The sequence below is a fragment of the Lentzea miocenica genome (assembly GCF_033949945.1).
Taxonomy (GTDB): Bacteria; Actinomycetota; Actinomycetes; order Mycobacteriales; family Pseudonocardiaceae; genus Lentzea; species Lentzea miocenica.
Genome location: NZ_JAXAVW010000021.1, coordinates 121,145 through 139,875 on the forward strand (window position 1 = coordinate 121,145; position 18,731 = coordinate 139,875).

The window sequence follows — 18,731 nt, forward strand, 5'->3', positions numbered from 1 at the left end:
TGTCCGACTAGACGGCTCGCTTCTTCAGTTTGCGACGCTCTCTCTCCGAGAGACCGCCCCAGATGCCGAAGCGTTCGTCGTGCTGGAGTGCGTACTCAAGGCACTCCGAACGCACCTCGCAGCCCAGGCAGATGCGCTTGGCCTCCCGCGTCGAACCACCCTTTTCGGGGAAGAACGCCTCGGGATCGGTCTGTGCGCAAAGCGCGCGCTCCTGCCAGTCCTGCTCGTCGGCAGGGTCGAACAGGTACGACAGCTCGCCCTGTACGACCGGCTGCGTGACGTGATCTTCTTCGAGCTCTTCGAATTCCTGCATTTCGTCCGCCTCCTCGCCTTCCGCTCTCCCCGGTTGGCGGACGCCAGTCGCCGTTCCCACAACGACGAATGACACCGATGTGATTACACCTGCGTCACAGCGGGCGGTCAAGCGGAGTCCACACGTCGGGGGATATTCGCGCGGATGGCCGCAAAAACCTTGACTGGCAGCACAGACAGTGATTCAGGTGTCGCAACGGGTCCCCGAACGGCCCACGACGCCAGCCGACACGCCACACTGGTGGGGTGAAGCGATCAGCGGTGCGCCCCAGTCCACTGTTCCTCGGCCTGCTCGCGGCAACAGCCGCGGGAGGGGCACTCACCCTGCTCGAAGGTGACGTCGCCATCATCTCGGGCACCATCCTCTTCGTACTCGCCGGGTGGGCGGTGACGCTGTGCCTGCACGAGTTCGGGCACGCCGCCGTCGCGTACAAGGGCGGCGATTTTTCGGTACGTGACAAGGGTTATCTGACCCTCGACATCCGCCGTTACACCGACCCTGTGCTGAGCATCGTGCTGCCGCTGGTGCTGCTCGCGTTCGGCGGAATCCCGCTGCCGGGCGGCGCAGTGTGGATCAACCACCACGCGCTGCGGTCGAAGAAGATCGAGTCGTTGGTCTCACTCGCGGGACCGGTCGCGAACCTCGTCATCGGTGTGCTGCTCGCGTTGGTCGTCACGCTCTTCTCGCCGCCGGCCGCGCTCGCCGCCGCAATTTCGTACCTTGCTTTGTTGCAGGTGATCGCGTTCGTGCTGAACATCCTGCCGATTCCCGGTTTGGACGGCTGGGGTGTTTTGGAGCCGTTCATGTCGTACCAGGCGCAGCAGTTCGGCGCGAAGGCCCGGCCGTGGGCGCCGCTGATCCTGTTCGCCGTGCTGATCGGCTTCTCCGAGGTCAACAGGTTGTTCTTCCAGGCGGCGACCTGGGTGTTCGAGCTCATCGGAGGCGACCCGAGCTCGGCCGGTGGCGGTGCCATCGCCTTCATGTTCTGGCGCTACCTGTAGGCCTGCCGGGCCGCTGTGGAAGCATGGGACGGCGTGAAGGTCGTAGCACTGGTCGGCGGGGTCGGCGGGGCGAAGTTCCTCCAGGGACTCAAAGCACTCGGGTCGGACGTCACCGCGGTGGTCAACACCGGCGATGACGTGTGGATGCACGGACTGCGCATCACGCCCGACCTCGACACCTGCATGTACACGCTGGGTGGCGGCATCGACACCGAACGCGGCTGGGGCCGCGCGGGTGAGTCGTGGACCGTCAAGGAGGAGCTGGCCGCGTACGGCGCCGAGCCGTCGTGGTTCGGGCTCGGCGACCGCGACATGGCCACGCACCTGGTCCGCACCAGAATGCTGCGCGCCGGTTACCCGCTGTCGGCCGTGACCGAGGCGCTGTGCGACCGGTGGAAGCCGGGCGTGCGACTGCTGCCGATGTCCGACGACCGCGTGGAGACGCACGTCGTCGTCGAGCTGGACGGCGAGACGAAGGCGATCCACTTCCAGGAGTGGTGGGTCAAGCACCGGGCCGCGCTGCCCGCGCTGTCGTTCGCGTTCGTGGGAGCCGAGACCGCCACCGCGGGGCCCGGCGTGCTGGACGCGATCGCCGAGGCGGACGCGGTGATCCTGGCGCCGTCCAACCCCGTGGTGAGCGTCGGCACGATCCTGAACATCCCCGGCGTGCGCGACGCGTTGCGCAAGACCGAGGCCGGCGTCGTGGGCCTGTCCCCCATCATCGGCGGGAAACCGTTGCGGGGCATGGCCGACGCCTGTCTGGACGCGATCGGCGTGGAGACCTCCGCCGAGGCCGTCGGACGGCTCTACGGCTCTCGCAAGTGCTCGGAGGACGGCATCCTGGACGCGTGGCTGGTGCACACCGGCGACCGCGCCGATGTGCCCGGTGTCGCGGTGCGCGCGGTTCCGCTGCTGATGTCCGATGTGGACGCCACGGCGCAGATGGCCCGTGCCGCGCTGGAACTGGCCGGAGTCGAAGTTGACTGATCACGCCGCGGCGGCGCTGGAGCTGCTGCCGGTTTCCGGCCTGCCGGAATTTCGCCCCGGCGACGATCTGGCCGGCGCGATCGCGACGGCCGCGCCCTGGCTGCGCGACGGCGACGTGCTGATCGTCACGTCCAAGATCCTGTCCAAAGTGGAGGGCCGGCTGGTCCGCGTGCCCTCCGACCCGGAGGAACGGGACCGGATCCGGCGCGAGCACGTCGACGCGGAGTCGGTGCGGGTGATCGCCCGCAAGATGCGCACGCTGATCACCGAGAACAAGCTCGGCATCGTGCAGGCCGCGTCCGGTGTCGACGCCTCGAACGTGGCCGGCGACGAGATCGCGCTGCTCCCTGTGGATCCGGACGGGTCTGCGGCGGCGTTGCGCGGCGCGTTGAAGGGGCTGCTCGGCGTCGAGGTCGCCGTGGTCGTCACGGACACGATGGGCCGCGCGTGGCGGATCGGGCAGACCGACGCCGCGATCGGCTCGTCCGGCATCCGCGTGCTGCACGACTACGCGGGCGCTGTCGACGAGCACGGCAACGAGCTCGCGGTGACGATGGTCGCGGTCGCCGACGAGATCGCGTCGGCCGCCGACCTCGTGAAGGGCAAGCTCGGCGCGGTGCCGGTGGCGGTGCTGCGCGGGTTCGAGGTGGTCGACGACGGCTCCACGGCCCGCGACCTGGTCCGGCCGACCGAGGAGGACCTGTTCCGGCTCGGCACCGAGGAGGCGCTGGCCCAGGGCCGCGCCGAGGCCGTGCTGATGCGGAAGTCCGTGCGGTTCTACTCTTCCGAGCCCGTCGATCTCGCGGTGCTGCGCAGGGCCGTCGGTGCGGCGTTGACCGCGCCCGCGCCGCACCACACGAAGCCGCTGCGGTTCGTGCTGGTGCGGGAGAAGCGCGAGGAACTGCTGCGGGCGATGCGCGAGCAGTGGACGTCCGACCTGCGCGGCGACGGGTTCACCGAGGAGCAGATCGCGCGCCGGCTGCGGCGGGGTGACCTGCTGGTGGAGGCGCCGGAGATCGTGGTGCCGTTCCTGGTCCGCGAGGGTGCGCACACTTATCCCGACGACCGCCGCGCCGATGCCGAGAAGACGATGTTCACGGTCGCCGGTGGCGCCGCCGTGCAGGGCCTGCTGGTGGCGCTGGCCGCCGAGGGCCTCGGCTCGTGCTGGGTGTCGTCGACGATCTTCTGCGCGGACCTCGTGCGTTCCGTGCTGGGTGTTCCGCAGGACTGGGAGCCGCTGGGCGCCGTGGCGGTCGGGCACCCGACCGAGCCGCTGACGCCGCGCGAGCCGCTGGAAGGGCTGATCGAGCTGTGACACTGCACGCCGACGCGGTCTCGACGCTGAGCCGCTTCACCGGACAGGACGCGCTGAAGGAGGCCTACCTGGGCTTCCTGGCGGCCCGTGAGGACGCCTGCCGGCGTTCCTGCGAGCCGGGGCACCTGACAGCCTCTGCGCTCGTTCTGGACGCCACCGCGGAGCACGCGTTGCTGACGCTGCACCCGCGCGTGGGCCGGTGGCTCCAGCTGGGCGGCCACTGCGAGCCCGAGGACGTCTCGCTGGCCGCCGCCGCGTTGCGCGAGGCGACCGAGGAGTCCGGCATGCGCGGGCTGCGCATCGAGCCGACGCCGATCCACCTCGACGTGCACCCGATCACGTGCTCGCTCGGGAAGCCGACGCGGCACTTCGACGTGCGGTTCCTGGTGCGGGCGCCGGTCGGGGCGCAGCCGGTTCGGTCAGCTGAGTCGGTGGACCTGCAGTGGTGGCCGCTGGACTCGTTGCCGGACAACGTGGACGACCTGCACCCGTTGATCGAGTCGGCGCTGGCCCGCCTCCGCTAACTGCTGATGGCGTCTGCAAGTACCACCAACTCAACATCAACAGGCCTGTAACCACACCCAACCTGTTCGGCGAGCGCCGAACAGGTTGGGTGTGGTTACAGGCGGTTTGATCATGGGTTGGTGGTACTTGCAGACGCCCGAACCCGCCAGGGGCGTTAGAACTTGCGGTAGTCGCGGGGCGAGAATCTTGGGGCTCGGCGTGGGCGCCGCATGCCCGCGGCCTCCAGGTACATGACCGCGCGGTGGCGCTGGGGCTTGTAGGGCTCCAGCAGCTCCATCATGCCGTCGTCATCGCCGGGCGTGCCGGTCAACGCCCACGTGACGTTCTTGGCGACGTGGTAGTCGCCGACGCTGACGGCATCCGGGTCGCCCCACGACCGTTGCGCCACCTCGGCGGACGTCCACACACCGATGCCGGGCACCTTCTCGAGCAGCTCCCGGCTGCGCATCTCGGCGGCTTTCTCCAGCCGGTGCGCGACCTGAGCGGCGTTGATCAACGTGCGGCGGCGGGCGCCGTCGAGGCCGCACTGGTGCCATTCCCAGTCCTGCAGGCTGAGCAGCTTGTGCGGCGTCGGCGGGACCTTGAGCGGCAACGGTCCGGGAGCGGGCTCACCGAAGCGGCGGCCCAGTTCGCGCCACGTCCGGAACGCTTCGGTGCCAGTGACCTTCTGCTCCAGGATCGAGGCGAACAGCAGGTCCCAGACGCGGCCGGTCGAACCGAGCCGCAGGCCTGGTCGTTGGCGGCGGGACTCGGCGATGACCGGGTGGTGGGCGACGAACTCGTCCACCGGGTCGTCCGCGCCGAGCAGGGCGGGCAGGCCGTCCAGCAGCCACTGCCCGCCGTCGCCCCATGCTTCGGCTTCGACCGTGTCGGTCCGTCTGACGTGCAACGTGCCGGGGCCGCACGGGGTGTTCGCCGCGAACCAGATGCCGCCCTCCGTGCTGAAGGACGGGTCACCTGGCCCGCGGCGCAACGATCCGAGCACCGCGCCCAAGTCGAGCGGGAACGGTGGTGTCCAGGATCTGTTAGGCATCCGTCGAGAAGCGCACGCCGGCCTCGGGCAGCACCACACCCGGCCAGACCCGCGCTCCACCGATCAGCTCGCAGCGCGCACCGATCACGGCCGAGTCGCCGACCACGGCATCGCGCAACACCGCGCCGGCCTGCACCAGGGCACCGGCACCGACGATCGAGCGTTCCACGATCGCGTTCTCGCCGACGACCGCGCCGTCGAACAGGATCGCGCCGTCGAGCACCGCGCCCTCGGCGACCGTGCAGTTCGCACCGACCGCCGAACCGCCGCGCACCGTCGCACCTTCGTGCACCGCGGAGCCTTCGAGCACCAGGAAGTCACCGGGCTGCGCAACGGCCGCGGAAGGCGCGACACCACGGACGAGGTCCGCCGAGCCCTGCACGAACGCCTCCGGCTTGCCCAGGTCCAGCCAGTAGGTGGCGTCGACGTGGCCCTGGAGCCGCTTTCCCGCCTCCAGCAGGCCGGGGAACGTCTCGCGTTCCACCGACACCGGGCGACCGGCCGGAATCGCGTCGATCACCTCGCGCCGGAACACGTAGCAACCGGCGTTGATCTGGTCGGTCGGCGGGTTCTCGGTCTTCTCCAGGAACGCCTGCACGCGCCCCTCGTCGTCCGTCGGCACGCAGCCGAACGCCCGCGGGTCCGCGACCTTCACCAGGTGCAGCGTCACGTCCGCCTCGTGCTTGCGGTGCGTGTCGACGATCCCCGTCAGGTCGACGCCCGACAGGATGTCGCCGTTGAAGACCATCACGTCGGGTTCGCGCAGCTTGTCGGCCACGTTGCGGATGGCCCCCGCCGTGTCGAGCGGGACCTCCTCGACCACGTACTCGAGTTCGAGCCCGAGCCTCGATCCGTCACCGAAGTACTCCTCGAAGACTTCGGCCTTGTAGGACGTGCCGAGCACCACGTGAGTGATGCCGACCTCCTTGATCCGCGACAGCAGGTGCGTCAAAAATGGCACCCCCGCGGTCGGGAGCATGGGTTTGGGAGCGGACAGGGTCAGCGGGCGAAGACGGGTGCCCTTGCCCCCGACCAGCACCACAGCTTCGACGCCGTGCACCTTTTTCCTCCTCCGCGTTACGGCAAGCCGTTCGACGGAATACTCTGACACGAAGCAGATCGTCATACGGGATCTGGTCCCGGCAAGGAGCTAAATCCGACATGGACCCCCGCGACCGGGCCGACGCCATGCTCGCCCGCGCCCGCGCACGTGGGCGGAACATCGTGACGCCGGACAACATGACGTCGCCAATGGACTCGTCCGACACGCAACAGATCCCTCGCACGCTGGTCAACGCCATGGACCCGCGCCGGGACCCGGACTCGACCATGATCCTCAACCCCCACCAGATGGGGCAGCAGTCCGCGCCGCGACCGCCCCAGCACGTGCCGGGTCAGCACATGCCGACCCAGCCGATGCCCGTGCAGTCAGGCCCCGCAGATGACGCGGAGATCACTCAAGTCGTGCAGCCGGGTGTGATCCCGACCGTCTCGAACCACCGGCAAACGCGGAATTCACTTTCACAGCGGCTCAGCGGAGACATGTGAGGGGCCTAGCGGCCTGACCAGTCGCTCCACACGACGCGGCGGGCGACCTTCGACCGCGTGCCGATCACGAGCCGTTGGACGAGCGTCGCCGGCATCCTGATCAGCACCTCGCCGAGCACCCTCAGCCGCAGCCCGAGCTTGAAGTTGGCCGCGTCCGGCACGTCCTTGCGGACCGGCAGCAGCGCCGTGATCACCAGGAACCGTGCGAGTTCGCGCACGGCCACCGAGAACGGGGCGCAGCGCAACAGCATCAGCAACCGGTTGCGCTCGTTCCAGCGGTGGAAGAGCGCCGAACCCGGCCGCGTGCTGGCGCCGTGCCGGTGCCGCACCCGCGCCGGTCCGACGGAGATCACCCGGTGCCCCGCCAGCCGCAACCGCCAGGCCGTGTCGGTGTCCTCGTAGTAACAGAAGAAGCCGTCCGGGACGCCACCCGCGGCCCGCAGTTCGGACGTTCGCAGCAGCGCGGCACCACCGCAGAACCCGAACACCTCACGTCCGGCGAGCACGACGTCCTTGCCGTAGCCGTCCGCCGTCAGCGCCACGCCGACGGACTGCGTCGAGCCGTCCGTCAGCAGGATCGACGAGGTGGCGGCGGCCGCGCCGGAGTCGGCTTCGAGAGCGCTCTCCAGCTCGGCCAGCCAGGACGGGTCCGGTACCGCGTCGTCGTTGAGCCACGCGACGTACGGGGTGTCGATCCGGTCGAGCACGGCGGCGAGCCCACCCGCGTAGCCGCGGTTGCGCGGCAGCCGGACGACCTCGGGTTCGCTGCCGTGTCCGCTGATCAGCGCGGCTGTGCCGTCGTCGGACGCGTTGTCGACCACGATCGTCCTATGTGGACTCTTCTGGGCCGCGAGGGCGTCCAGGCACGCCGTGATGTGGTCACGGCCCCGCCACGTCACGACCACCACGGTGCTGAGTGCCGACACGGCGTGAGACGGTACGCGACGTGCCCGAGCTAGTAGTCCTGACCGAGCAACTCAACGCACCCGTCCCCGGCGGCACCGGCCGCTACACGGCGGAACTGCTCCGGGCGTTGGCCCAGAACGCGCCGGACGGCTGGTCCGTGACCAGCGCGGCGACCGCCAACGCGGATCGCGTGATCAGGGTGCCGCGACGGGCACTGGTGGCGTTGTGGGAACGCGGACTGCCGCCGAGGCTCGGCCCGCACGTGCACGCCCCGACGCCGCTGGCCCCGCTGCCGGGCGCGGTCGTCACCGTGCACGACGTGGTGCCGTGGACGCATCCGGAAACGCTGACGCCGCGCGGGGTCGCGTGGCATCGCAAGGTCATCTCGAAGGCCGCCAGGCAGGCACGGGCGCTGGTGGTGCCGACGCGAGCCGTGGCCGATCAACTGAGCGAGCAAGTGCGGGTGGAAGTTCCTGTCCACGTCGTGCCCAACGGTGTCACGAGGCTCGTCGGCGAGAAGCCGGCCGATCTTCCCGAACGGTACGTGCTCGCCATCGGCACGATCGAGCCGCGCAAGGGTTTCTCGCTGCTGGTGCGCGCCACCGAGCGGTTGAAGATCCCGCTGGTCGTGGTCGGTCCGCAGGGCTGGGGCGGTGTTGATCTGCGCTCTGAACACGTGACGTTGCTCGGCAAGGTCTCTGACCAGCGGCTCGCCTCGGTGCTGGCCGGCGCGACGGTGCTCGCCGCACCGAGCCTGGCCGAGGGGTTCGGGCTGCCGGTGCTCGAGGCGATGGCCGCGGGCGTGCCCGTCGTGCACTCCGACGACCCGGCTCTGGTGGAGGTCGCGGGCGGCGCGGGCACCGTCGTGCGGCGGGGCGATCTGGCGTCTTTGACGGAAGGATTGCGGGCCGTCTGGGCGGATCCTGATCACACCGTCGTGGCCGGGATCACCCGCGCGAGTGAGTTCACCTGGGAAAAGACAGCGCTGGGTGTCTGGGACACACACATGTAACGACCGGATTGGCGCATTCCCGCTTAACGCATTAGCAAATGACATTACGCTAGCTGATCGTGTCGACTGTCGAACCCAGCGTGCTGATCGACGCCACCGCGGTCCCAGCAGACCGAGGTGGCGTCGGCCGTTACGTGGATTCGCTCGTCGCGGCGCTGGATGCCGACGGCGCCAAGCTGTCCGTCGTGTGCCAGCCGCGCGATGAAGAGCTGTTCACCAAGATCGCGCCGAACGCCCGCGTAGTGCGAGCCGCCGACGCCGTGGCCACCAGGACAGCGCGGCTGGCCTGGGAGCAGACGACGTTGCCGCGGCTGATCCGCACGATGGGCATCGACGTCGTGCACTCGCCGCACTACACGCTTCCGTTGGCCAGCAAGGCCGCTTCTGTCGTGACGCTGCACGACGCCACGTTCTTCACCGACCCGGTGCTGCACTCGTCGGTGAAGGCGCGCTTCTTCCGCACGTGGACGCGCGCCTCGCTGAAGCGCGCCGAACTGTGCGTGGTGCCGTCCCAGGCGACCGCGGACGAACTGGTGCGCGTCGCCGGGGCCGAACGCCGCGTGCTGCACATCGCGCAACACGGCGTCGACACCGAACGCTTCCACCCGCCGTCGCCCGACGAGGTGATGGCGGTCCGGCGGACGATGTCGTTGGGGGACACGCCTTACGTGGCATTCCTCGGCGCGCTGGAGCCGCGCAAGAACGTCCCGGCCCTGATCCGCGGCTTCGCCCAGGCCATGGTCGGCCGCGCCAACCCGCCCGCACTGGTGCTCGCCGGCCAGCCCGGCTGGGACGGCCAGGTAGAACGAGCGCTCGACTCCGTGCCGCACCGCATCCGCGTGATCCGCGCGGGTTACCTGCCGTTCGAGCAGCTCGCGGGCTTCCTCGGCGGCGCCGAGCTGGTCGCCTACCCGTCGCTCGGCGAGGGCTTCGGCCTGCCGGTGCTCGAAGCCATGGCGTGCGGCGCCTGCGTGCTGACCACCCGAAGACTGTCGCTGCCGGAAGTCGGTGGTGAGGCGGTCGCGTACTGCGGTGTCGGAGCGGGTGACATCGCAGCCGCGATCGCCGATCTTTTGGACGACCCGGCGCGGCGGGCGTCGCTCGCGGCGTCGGGGCAGCAGCGGGCGAAGGACTTCTCGTGGGCGGTCAGCGCGGAGCGGCACCGGCTGGCGTACGAGAGGGCGGCGCTGGTGCGCCGCCGCCGCTGACTACCCTGACGCGCGTGAACTACGGCGACGGACTTGGTGTCGTGACGGTCACGTACTCGCCGGGCGAGACGCTGGAACCGTTCGTTGACACCCTTGCGAAGGCGACCACCCGCTCGGTGCAGGTGATCCTCGCCGACAACGGTTCCACGGACGGTGTGCCGGAGAAGGTCGCCGCGGAGCGCCCGCACGTCACGTTCCTGCCGACCGGGGGCAACCTCGGCTACGGCGGCGGGGCGAACCGCGGGGTGGCGGCGCTGGGGCAGGACGTCGGCTGGGTGCTGATCTCCAACCCCGACATCGAGTTCGCGCCCGGCAGCATCGACACGATGATCGAGGCCGCCGCGCGCTGGCCGCGTGGCGGGATGTTCGGGCCGCTGATCCGGGAGCCCAACGGTGAGGTCTACCCGTCGGCTCGGTTGTTGCCGTCGTTCGGGCGCGGGGTCGGGCATGCGGTGTTCGGCGCGGTGTGGAAGTCGAACCCGTGGACGCGTGCGTATCGGCAGGAGAAGGCGCCGGTCGAGCGGACCGCGGGGTGGCTGTCCGGCAGCTGTTTCCTGATGCGGCGCGAGGCGTTCGACTCCGTCAAGGGCTTCGACGAGCGCTACTTCATGTACTTCGAGGACGTGGACCTCGGCGAGCGGGTCGGCAAGGCCGGCTGGCAGAACGTCTACGTGCCGGACGCGGAGGTCACGCACATCGGTGGCCACTCGACGGCGCGGTCGAGCGACCGGATGCTGCGTGAGCACCACCGCAGCGCCTACCGGTACCTCGCCGATCGGCATCAGGGTGTGTTGTGGGCGCCGTTCCGGTTGGTGTTGAAGGCCGGTCTCACGTTGCGGGTGAAGCTCCTCACGCGAGGCTGAGGTGTCCAGACCAACCTCCCCTGGGTCGTGGGCGTCCTCACAGCGATGAGGCGACCTATACCACTCATGGTGATCGGGCTCACCGCGATCGCCGCCGCGGTCGTGCTGGGCGCGGTCGTGCCGGAGCGCTACCAGCTGGTGGTGCTGATCCCGTGCTGCCTGGCGTCGCTCGCGTTCGCGTGGGGTGTCGGCAAGCTCGTGCCGTGGCTGGTGCTGCCCGCGTTCATGGTGGTGATTCCCGGAACGGCGGTGCTGGTCAGCGACGGTCACCGCGCGTTGATGGACGTGCTCGGCACGCCCGAGACGTGCGTGATCAGGAGCGTCGATGAGCTGCCGGGGCCGGACAACCCCGCGTTCGCGCACCACATCACCTGCCCGGACGGTGCGGAGCCGCGGATCGTGGTGCTGGGCGAGCAGGACAAGCGCATGCAGCCTGGTCCGGCCACCGTGCTGCGCCATCCGGTGATGCGGCCGTTGCTCGCCGAGCGCAACGACTGGTCCGGCGAATGGGTGTTCGGGGTACCGGTTGCTGTCTTGATGCTGCTGATCTGTGCAACCACACTGCGGGCGCGCAGAGTGATGAGGCAGGCTTAGCGCGTGGATCGAGCATCTCTGCCCGTCGTCTCCGTCGTCGTCGTCAACTACCGCGGCGCTGAGGACACCATCACCTGTGTGCGCGGCCTGGCCGAGGTGGACTACCCCGCCGAGCTGCTCCAGGTGATCGTCGTCGACAACGAGGCGCACGACACCGCACGGCTGAAGTCGGAACTGTCCGGGCTGCCCTGGGTCAAGGTCGTCAAGGACGACCGGAACCTCGGGTTCGCGGGCGGCTGCAACCTCGGTGTCGAGTACGCCACGGGCGACGTGCTCGCTTTCCTCAACAACGACGCGCGCGCGGACCGGAACTGGATCAAGACCGCGATCAAGGTGTTCCACGCGGAGCCCACGGTCGGCGCTGTCTCGAGCAAGGTGCTCGACTGGGACGGCAAGAAGATCGACTTCGTCGACGCCGGCCTGACCTGGTTCGGCATGGGGTACAAGCGGCACGTCGGCGAGATCGACGACGGCAGCCACGACGCCCCGCGCGACGTGCTGTTCGGCACCGGGTCGGCACTGTTCGTGCGTGCGGAGCTGTACCGCGAGCTCGGCGGGTTCGACGAGCGGTTCTTCATGTTCTACGAGGACGTCGACCTCGGCTGGCGGCTGAACCTGCGCGGCTGGCGGGTGCGCTACGAGCCCTCGTCGCTCACGTTCCACCGCCACCACGCGTCGATGAGTTCGATCGACCACAGCCGCGAGCTGTACCTGTTGGAGCGCAACGCCCTCGCGACGCTCTACAAGAACTTCTCCGACGAGACCCTCGCCCGCGTGCTGCCCGCCGCCCTGGCCCTGGTGGTGCGCAGGGCGACCGCGCGCGGCGACATCGACGCGAAGCAGCTGGAGATCACCCGCCGACCGGCCGATCCGGCTGACGACCGGCGGCCCGCCGAGATCCCCCGTCAGTCGCTGGCCGGGTTCCTCGCGATCGACCAGTTCGTCGAGATGATGCCGTTGCTGGCCGAGTCGCGGCGGGTCGAGCAGGCTTCGCGCCGGATGTCGGACGTCGACCTGGTTCCGTTGATGCGCAAGGCCTTGGAGCCCGCGTACGACATCCCGCGCTACCTGGTGGCGCACGACATCCTGGTCGAGGCGCTCGGCATCGACGAGGTGTTCGGCAAGCCGCGCAAGATCCTGGTGATCACCGGTGACGCGATCTCCGAACGGATGGCCGGCCCGGCGATCCGCGCGTGGCACATGGCGGACGTGCTGTCCGGCGAGCACGAGGTCCGGCTGATCACGACGAACCCGTTGTGCGACCCGCCGGACGCGCCGTTCACCATCGAGGGCGTCAAGCTCAAGCAGCTGCCGGAGAACGTCAGGTGGGCCGACGTGATCGTGCTGCAGGGCCACGCGCTGGAGATGGCGAGCGAGCTCAAGCAGCCCGGTTCCACCAAGATCGTGGTCTGCGACATCTACGACCCGATGCACCTCGAGTTGCTGGAGCAGGGCAAGGACGACAGCGACGAGAAGCGCGCCGCCGACCTGAAGAGCGTCACGCGGGTGCTGACGAACCAGCTGGAGCGCGGCGACTTCTTCCTCTGCGCGTCGGAACGGCAGCGGCACTTCTGGCTCGGCCATCTGGCCGCGCTGGGCCGGTTGACGCCCACGTTGTACGACAACGACCCGACCACGCAGTCGTTGCTCGGGATCGTCCCCTTCGGACTGTCGGGCAAGCCGCCGCAGCGCACCGGCCCGGCGATCAAGGGTGTGGTGCCGGGCGTCACGGACGCCGACAAGGTCGTGATCTGGGCCGGTGGCGTGTACTCGTGGTTCGACCCGCTGTCGCTGATCAGGGCGATGGACCACCTGCGGCAGCGGCAGCCGTCCGCGAAGCTGTACTTCCTCGGGATGAAGCACCCGAACCCCGAGGTCCCGGACATGGACATCGCCGGCCAGACGCGGTCACTCGCGGCGTCGTTGGGGCTGACCGGCGAGAACGTGTTCTTCAACGACGGATGGGTGCCCTACACCGAGCGGCAGAACTGGCTGCTCGACGCGAACTGCGGTGTCACCACGCACTACGAGCACGTGGAGACCACGTTCGCGTTCCGCACGCGGGTGCTCGACTACCTGTGGGCGGGCCTGCCGATCGTCACCACGTCCGGCGACTCGTTCGCGGACCTGGTGGAGCGGGAGCGTTTGGGCGTCGTCGTGCCGCCGGAGGACCCGGAGGCATTGGCCGATGCGTTGGAGAAGGTGCTCTACGACGAGGAGTTCGCGGCCGCGTGCCGTGAGCACATCGCCGTTGTACGCGAACGGTTCACCTGGGAGACGGCGCTCGCGCCGCTGGCGGAGTTCTGCCGCAACCCGAGGCCGGCCGCGGACCGTCTGTCCGGCTCCGCTCCCATGGTGCGCACACCGGGGCTGAGCACGGCGGACAAGATGAAGCGGGACCTCCGGCTGGTGCGCGAGTACCTGGACGCGGGCGGCCCGACCGAGTTGGCCAAGCGGGCGACGGGGCGTCTGCGCAAAATCGCGCGTGGTGGACGTAATGGTTAGAGCCCCGAAAACCCCGAAGAACAAACCATTGTCCGTGCTGCTGGACGGCACGCCCCTGCTCGGAAACCGCACCGGGATCGGCCGCTACACCGCGGCACTCGCCGAAGAACTGGCATCGATGCCGGACGCGGTCGACGTGCGGGCGGTGGCCTTCACCCTGCGCGGCTGGCGCGCGTTGCGGACGGTGTTGCCGCACGACGTCACCGCCCGCGGCCTGCCCGTCGCGGCACGGGCGTTGCGCCAGATGTGGCTGCGCGCCCCGTTCCCGCCGGTCGAGATGCTGGCCGGGTTCTCGAACGTCATGCACGCCACGAACTTCGTGCTGCCGCCGACCATCCGGGCGGGCAAGGTCGTCACGATCCACGACCTGGCCTTCCTGGACGCGCCCGGTGACCTGCCGCCGTCCGACCGCCGGTTGCCGGAGCTGGTCCGGCTGTCCGCTCAGCGGGCGGACGTGATCTGCACGCCCACCGCGGCGGTGGCCTCCGTGGTGGCGGACCGGTTCTCGGTGCCGCTGGAGAAGATCGTCGTGACGCCGCTGGGGGTCGACCCGGCGTGGTTCGCCTCGCGGGCGCCTTCCGCGACCTTGCGCGGCCGGTTGGGGCTGCCGTCGGAGTACCTGCTGTTCGTGGGGGCGGACGGGCCGCGCAAGGGCCTCGAGTACCTGGTCAAGGCACATGCGTCCGACCCGTCGCTGCCGCCGTTGGTGATCGTCGGGCCCGGCCGGTCCGGTGTGGACGGTCGAGTGCTGCGGACCGGGTACCTGGCGGACGTGCACCTGAGGTCCGTGGTGGCCGGGGCGACCGCGCTGGTGCTGCCGTCGCGGGACGAAGGCTTCGGGCTGCCGGTGCTGGAGGCGTTGGCCTGCAACGTGCCCGTGGTGTGTTCGGACGTACCCGCGTTGCGCGAGGTCGCCGGTGGGCACGCGTTGCACGTGCCGGTCGGGGACGTCGAGGCGCTGGCCGAGGGGTTGGCTCAGGCCGCCGCGGCGCCGACCACTCCCGAGGCGCAGTCCGAACGGCGGGCCTACGCGTCCGGGTTCACCTGGCGGCGGTGCGCGGAGAAGACGGTCGAGGCGTACCGGCGCAGCAGGGAACGCTGACCGCTTTCTCGTTGTAGGGCGTCAGGAAACCCTGACGCCCCAACGGCTTCACCGAGAGTGCGGCCTCGGCGAATGCTTGTCCAGCTGGCTCAACGACACCTGTCGCGAGCCCGTGACGGCGGCAACGCACCTGAGGAAGCGCTGCCGATCGGAATCCGCTGTCGCGGGACGCTGGGGATTGCGCCCGGAATCGAACATGCCGAACAGGTTCCCGCACTTGGAACGGCCGTGCCAGACCGGTCACTCCAATGGCGCAGCACCGGTACGGGGAGCTACCACGCCCGCCTGGAATGCGTCCGAAAGGGCGCTTCGCCAGTGCGGCAACGGACGTAGTCCCGCTGCTGCCCATGCCGCACCCGACAGCACCGAGTAGGCGGGCCGCGGGGCCGGTCGCGGGAAGTCCGCCGTGGTGCAGGGCTGCACGCGCGCCGGATCGGCGCCGAGTTCCTCGAAAATCGCCTGTGCGAAACGGAACCACGTCGTCTCACCGCCGTTGGTCGCGTGCAGCAACCGCTCGTCGGGCAGAACCGAGGCGAGCTCGAGAAGTCCGGCGGCCAGGTGCTTCGACCACGTCGGCGAGCCGAGCTGATCGTCCACAACGGACAGCGACGGACGCGAGGACTCCAGCGCTGCCATGGTTTTCACGAAGTTCGAACCATGTACGCCATAAACCCACGCGGTGCGCACGACCCAGCCGCCCGCCTCCAGCACGCGGCGTTCGCCTTCGAGCTTCGTGCGGCCGTACGCGGACTTCGGGCCAACGGGATCGGACGGCTCGTACGGCTGCGTGCCGTCACCGGAGAACACGTAGTCCGTCGACACGTGGATCAACGGGATGCCAAGGGATGCGCACGCCTCAGCCAGCAGACCTGGACCGACCGCGTTCACCTCGAAAGCGCGCGCTTCATCGGTCTCCGCGGCGTCGACGGCCGTGTACGCGGCACAGTTGATCACCGCGGTGGCACCGGCCAGATCGGCGGCCGTGACCGACGTCACGTCCAACTCCGCCGAGGACATCGGGCGAACGGACGGGGACAGGGCAGCGAGGTCGTGGCCGAGCTGGCCACGACCACCGGGAACGAGGATCAACGCTCAGCCCTTCGCCAACTGGGCGCGCTCCTTGAGCGGCTCCCACCAGGCGCGGTTCTCGCGGTACCACTCGACCGTGTCGGCGAGACCGACCGTGAAGTCGACGCGCGGCGCGTAGCCCAGTTCGGACGAGATCTTGGAGATGTCGACCGAGTAGCGGCGATCGTGGCCCTTGCGGTCCTGCACGGGCTCGACGGCCGACCAGTCGCGGCCGGTCGCGGCCAGCAGCTTCTCGGTCAGCTCGCGGTTGGTGAGCTCGGTGCCGCCGCCGATGTTGTAGATCTCCCCCGGCCGGCCGCCCTCCGCGACGAGCTGGATGCCGCGGCAGTGGTCGTCGACGTGCAGCCAGTCGCGCACGTTCAGGCCATCGCCGTAGAGCGGCACGTTCTTGCCGTCGATCAAATTGGTGACGAAGAGCGGAATCACCTTTTCGGGGAACTGGTACGGCCCGTAATTGTTCGAACACCGAGTGATGCTCACCGGCAGTCCGTGGGTGCGGTGGAACGCACGCGCCAGCAGATCCGAAGAGGCCTTCGATGCCGAGTAGGGCGAGTTCGGCTCGAGGATCTGCGTCTCGGTCCAGGACCCTTCCTCGATCGAGCCGTAGACCTCGTCCGTCGAGACGTGCACGAACCGGCCGACGCCCGCGTTCAGCGCGCCCTGCAACAACGTCTGGGTACCCAGCACGTTGGTCAGCACGAAGTCGGCCGAACCCGTGATGGACCGGTCGACGTGCGACTCGGCGGCGAAGTGCACGACCACGTCGATGCCGCGCATCTGCTCTGCCACCACGCCGGGGTCGCAGATGTCTCCCCGCACGAACTCGAACTTGCCGGCGACCGCCGCCAGGTTGGTCTCGCTGCCCGCGTACGTGAGCTTGTCGAGCACCACCACCTCGGCACCCGCGAAGGCCGGGTACGACCCGCTCACCAACTCCCGCACGTAGTGCGAGCCGATGAACCCGGCCCCACCTGTCACCAGTACGCGCATGCCATTTCCTCCCGTGGTGTTCCCCGCTCGCAGTCTGTCACGTACCTAATCGTTGCAACCCACAGCAATGTCACGTCGTGTCACTTATAAACGACTAAACTCGCGGTAGTGGGGGAGGAAACGACGGTGGAAGGCAGGAGTCTGCCGGTCAGGGTGCGGGGCGCCCGGCCGACGGCGGCTTTCCGCGCGTTCCTGATGACGGGAAAGATCTTCGTCACGCTCGTCTCGGCCGCTGTGCTTCTGGTCACGTCCTACGGCTGGGGCAAGCTGCGAGCCGCCAACGACGGCATCGTCAAGACAGAGGTCATCTCCGAGGAGCTCGCCAAGCAGGGCCCGAAGCCGCTCGACGGCGCGGTCGACATCCTCCTGGTCGGTGTGGACAGCCGCACGGACGCGCAGGGCAACCCGCTGTCGAAGGAAGCGCTGGCACTGCTCAACGGCGGCATCGCCGACGGCGAGCAGAACACCGACACGATGATCCTCGTGCACATCCCGGTGGACGGCACCCGCGCGGTCGCGATCTCCTTCCCGCGCGACTCCTACGTGGAGCTCGCCGACGGGTTCGGCAAGCACAAGCTCAACTCCGCGTTCGCCCGCCAGCGCAACACCGTCGACCAGCAGCTGCGGTCGCAGGGCGTGACGGACGAGCAGCGGATCCGCACCGAGTCGATGGCGGCCGGGCGCAAGACGCTGATCAAGACCATCGAGAACATGTCCGGCGGGGCAGTGCGCGTCGACCGGTACGCCGAGGTCAACCTGGCGAGCTTCTACGAGGTCACCAAGGCCATCGGCGGCGTCGAGGTGTGTGTGAAGGAAGCCACCTCCGACAGCGACTCCGGCGCGAACTTCCAGGCGGGCCAGCAGACCATCGAGGGCGCGGCGGCGCTGTCGTTCGTCCGGCAGCGCAAGAACCTGCCGAACGGCGACCTCGACCGGATCGTGCGGCAGCAGGTGTTCATCGGGGCACTGGCCAAGAAGGTGCTGTCGAGCGGCACGCTGACGGACTCGGACAAGCTGAACGGACTCGTCGAGGCCGTGCAGAAGTCGGTGATCCTCAGCTCGGGCTGGGACATCACCACGTTCGCCGAGCAGATGCAGGGCCTGGTGGGCGGCAACTTCCAGTTCCGCACCATTCCAGTGGGCGACCCGACGGACACCTACAGCGACGGCAACGTGCTGCCGGTGAACGCCGGCGAGGTGAAGAAGTTCCTCACCAGCCTGGCCGCCGACAAGCCGTCGACGAGCAACTCGGCGCCGGTCACGACCACGACGCTGCCCGCGCCGCCGAACTCCTCGATCACCGTGCAGGTCTACAACGCGGCCGGGATCCAGGGTCTGGCGAGCCAGGTGCTGAACCTGTTGGCCGCCAAGGGTTTCCAGCGCGGCCCGGTGGCTTCGGCGCCGGAGAACAGCGAGACCACGGTCGTGCGGTACGCGGCCGGCGAGGAGGGCTCCGCGCGCAAGGTCGCGACCGAGCTCGGGCCGAACGTCACGGTCGAGGAGAGCGCGTCCGTCCGAAAGGGACAGGTGCAGGTCTTCGTCGGCAGCGACTACCAGTCACCGGACAGCAACGACGAGGACGTGGATCCCCAGGGCGCGCCCGGCACGTCGTCGATCCCCGTGTCGAGCAGCACTCCGCCGATCACGGCGGGTGGCGTGGTCTGCGTGAACTGAAACCCCGGCGTAACGGGCTTCCGATAGTTACGCTGAGCACGCAAATCCAGCACACGGAGGATCCAC

Annotated in this window: 18 protein-coding genes; 12 read left to right on the forward strand and 6 right to left on the reverse strand. The window is 69.2% G+C overall.

The features are described from left to right. Positions 1-7 precede the first annotated feature (7 nt). A complete protein-coding gene (locus SK803_RS25435; protein WP_051784712.1) occupies positions 8-313 on the reverse strand; it encodes a WhiB family transcriptional regulator in 306 nt (101 codons plus the stop codon). A gap of 245 nt (positions 314-558) precedes the next feature. On the opposite strand from SK803_RS25435, the gene SK803_RS25440 reads away from it, so the two are divergent. From SK803_RS25440 to SK803_RS25455, 4 genes are read left to right on the forward strand one after another with little or no spacing between them, the layout of a single operon-like run. Next, entirely contained in the window at positions 559-1,314 is a 756-nt protein-coding gene (locus SK803_RS25440; protein ID WP_319968603.1) for a site-2 protease family protein, read from the forward strand. Positions 1,315-1,347: 33 nt separating this feature from the next. After that, a complete protein-coding gene (gene cofD / locus SK803_RS25445) occupies positions 1,348-2,301 on the forward strand; it encodes a 2-phospho-L-lactate transferase (RefSeq protein WP_319968604.1) in 954 nt (317 codons plus the stop codon). Further along, positions 2,294-3,616 carry a coenzyme F420-0:L-glutamate ligase gene (locus tag SK803_RS25450; RefSeq protein ID WP_319968605.1) on the forward strand — a complete coding sequence of 441 codons (1,323 nt, stop codon included), beginning with the start codon at positions 2,294-2,296 and terminating at the stop codon, positions 3,614-3,616. Before cofD ends, SK803_RS25450 begins: the two co-directional genes overlap by 8 nt. Beyond that, entirely contained in the window at positions 3,613-4,140 is a 528-nt protein-coding gene (locus SK803_RS25455; RefSeq protein WP_030473320.1) for an NUDIX hydrolase, read from the forward strand. Before SK803_RS25450 ends, SK803_RS25455 begins: the two co-directional genes overlap by 4 nt. 155 nt (positions 4,141-4,295) lie before the next feature. On the opposite strand, the gene SK803_RS25460 is transcribed toward SK803_RS25455, so the two are convergent. Beyond that, on the reverse strand, positions 4,296-5,174 hold the full coding sequence (locus tag SK803_RS25460) for a DNA-3-methyladenine glycosylase family protein (RefSeq protein ID WP_319968606.1): 879 nt from the start codon (positions 5,172-5,174) through the stop codon (positions 4,296-4,298). Further along, complete coding sequence (locus tag SK803_RS25465) at positions 5,167-6,234, reverse strand: mannose-1-phosphate guanylyltransferase (protein WP_319968607.1); 1,068 nt, start codon at positions 6,232-6,234, stop codon at positions 5,167-5,169. Before SK803_RS25465 ends, SK803_RS25460 begins: the two co-directional genes overlap by 8 nt. A gap of 101 nt (positions 6,235-6,335) precedes the next feature. Between SK803_RS25465 and SK803_RS25470 the strand changes: the two genes are divergently transcribed. Further along, the gene (locus tag SK803_RS25470; protein WP_319968608.1) at positions 6,336-6,722 is read left to right on the forward strand and encodes a hypothetical protein; all 387 of its coding nucleotides are present in this window, start codon (positions 6,336-6,338) and stop codon (positions 6,720-6,722) included. A gap of 5 nt (positions 6,723-6,727) precedes the next feature. On the opposite strand, the gene SK803_RS25475 is transcribed toward SK803_RS25470, so the two are convergent. Then, positions 6,728-7,648, reverse strand: coding sequence for a glycosyltransferase family 2 protein (locus SK803_RS25475; RefSeq protein ID WP_319968609.1), 921 nt, complete (start codon positions 7,646-7,648; stop codon positions 6,728-6,730). A 20-nt stretch (positions 7,649-7,668) separates the two neighbouring features. Here SK803_RS25475 and SK803_RS25480 point away from each other — a divergent pair, with 20 nt between their 5' ends. From SK803_RS25480 to SK803_RS25505, 6 genes are all read left to right on the forward strand, one after another. Then, positions 7,669-8,640, forward strand: a complete 972-nt coding sequence (locus tag SK803_RS25480; protein WP_319968610.1) for a glycosyltransferase family 4 protein — start codon at positions 7,669-7,671, stop codon at positions 8,638-8,640. An 80-nt stretch (positions 8,641-8,720) separates the two neighbouring features. Then, positions 8,721-9,848, forward strand: a complete 1,128-nt coding sequence (locus SK803_RS25485) for a glycosyltransferase family 4 protein (protein ID WP_319968664.1) — start codon at positions 8,721-8,723, stop codon at positions 9,846-9,848. Positions 9,849-9,862: 14 nt separating this feature from the next. Further along, the gene (locus SK803_RS25490; protein ID WP_406601576.1) at positions 9,863-10,711 is read left to right on the forward strand and encodes a glycosyltransferase family 2 protein; all 849 of its coding nucleotides are present in this window, start codon (positions 9,863-9,865) and stop codon (positions 10,709-10,711) included. A gap of 66 nt (positions 10,712-10,777) precedes the next feature. After that, on the forward strand, positions 10,778-11,305 hold the full coding sequence (locus SK803_RS25495; protein WP_319968611.1) for a hypothetical protein: 528 nt from the start codon (positions 10,778-10,780) through the stop codon (positions 11,303-11,305). 3 nt (positions 11,306-11,308) lie between these two features. Beyond that, entirely contained in the window at positions 11,309-13,810 is a 2,502-nt protein-coding gene (locus tag SK803_RS25500; RefSeq protein ID WP_319968612.1) for a glycosyltransferase, read from the forward strand. Beyond that, on the forward strand, positions 13,803-14,912 hold the full coding sequence (locus SK803_RS25505) for a glycosyltransferase family 4 protein (RefSeq protein ID WP_319968613.1): 1,110 nt from the start codon (positions 13,803-13,805) through the stop codon (positions 14,910-14,912). The genes SK803_RS25500 and SK803_RS25505 overlap by 8 nt, the downstream gene beginning before the upstream one ends. A gap of 240 nt (positions 14,913-15,152) precedes the next feature. Here the strand turns inward: SK803_RS25505 and rfbD are convergent, their stop codons facing one another. Next, entirely contained in the window at positions 15,153-16,001 is an 849-nt protein-coding gene (rfbD, locus tag SK803_RS25510; RefSeq protein WP_319968614.1) for a dTDP-4-dehydrorhamnose reductase, read from the reverse strand. Between the two features lie 3 nt (positions 16,002-16,004). Then, on the reverse strand, positions 16,005-16,991 hold the full coding sequence (rfbB, locus tag SK803_RS25515; RefSeq protein WP_319968615.1) for a dTDP-glucose 4,6-dehydratase: 987 nt from the start codon (positions 16,989-16,991) through the stop codon (positions 16,005-16,007). A 108-nt stretch (positions 16,992-17,099) separates the two neighbouring features. Between rfbB and SK803_RS25520 the strand changes: the two genes are divergently transcribed. After that, positions 17,100-18,665, forward strand: coding sequence for an LCP family protein (locus tag SK803_RS25520; RefSeq protein ID WP_319968616.1), 1,566 nt, complete (start codon positions 17,100-17,102; stop codon positions 18,663-18,665). Positions 18,666-18,731 lie beyond the last annotated feature (66 nt).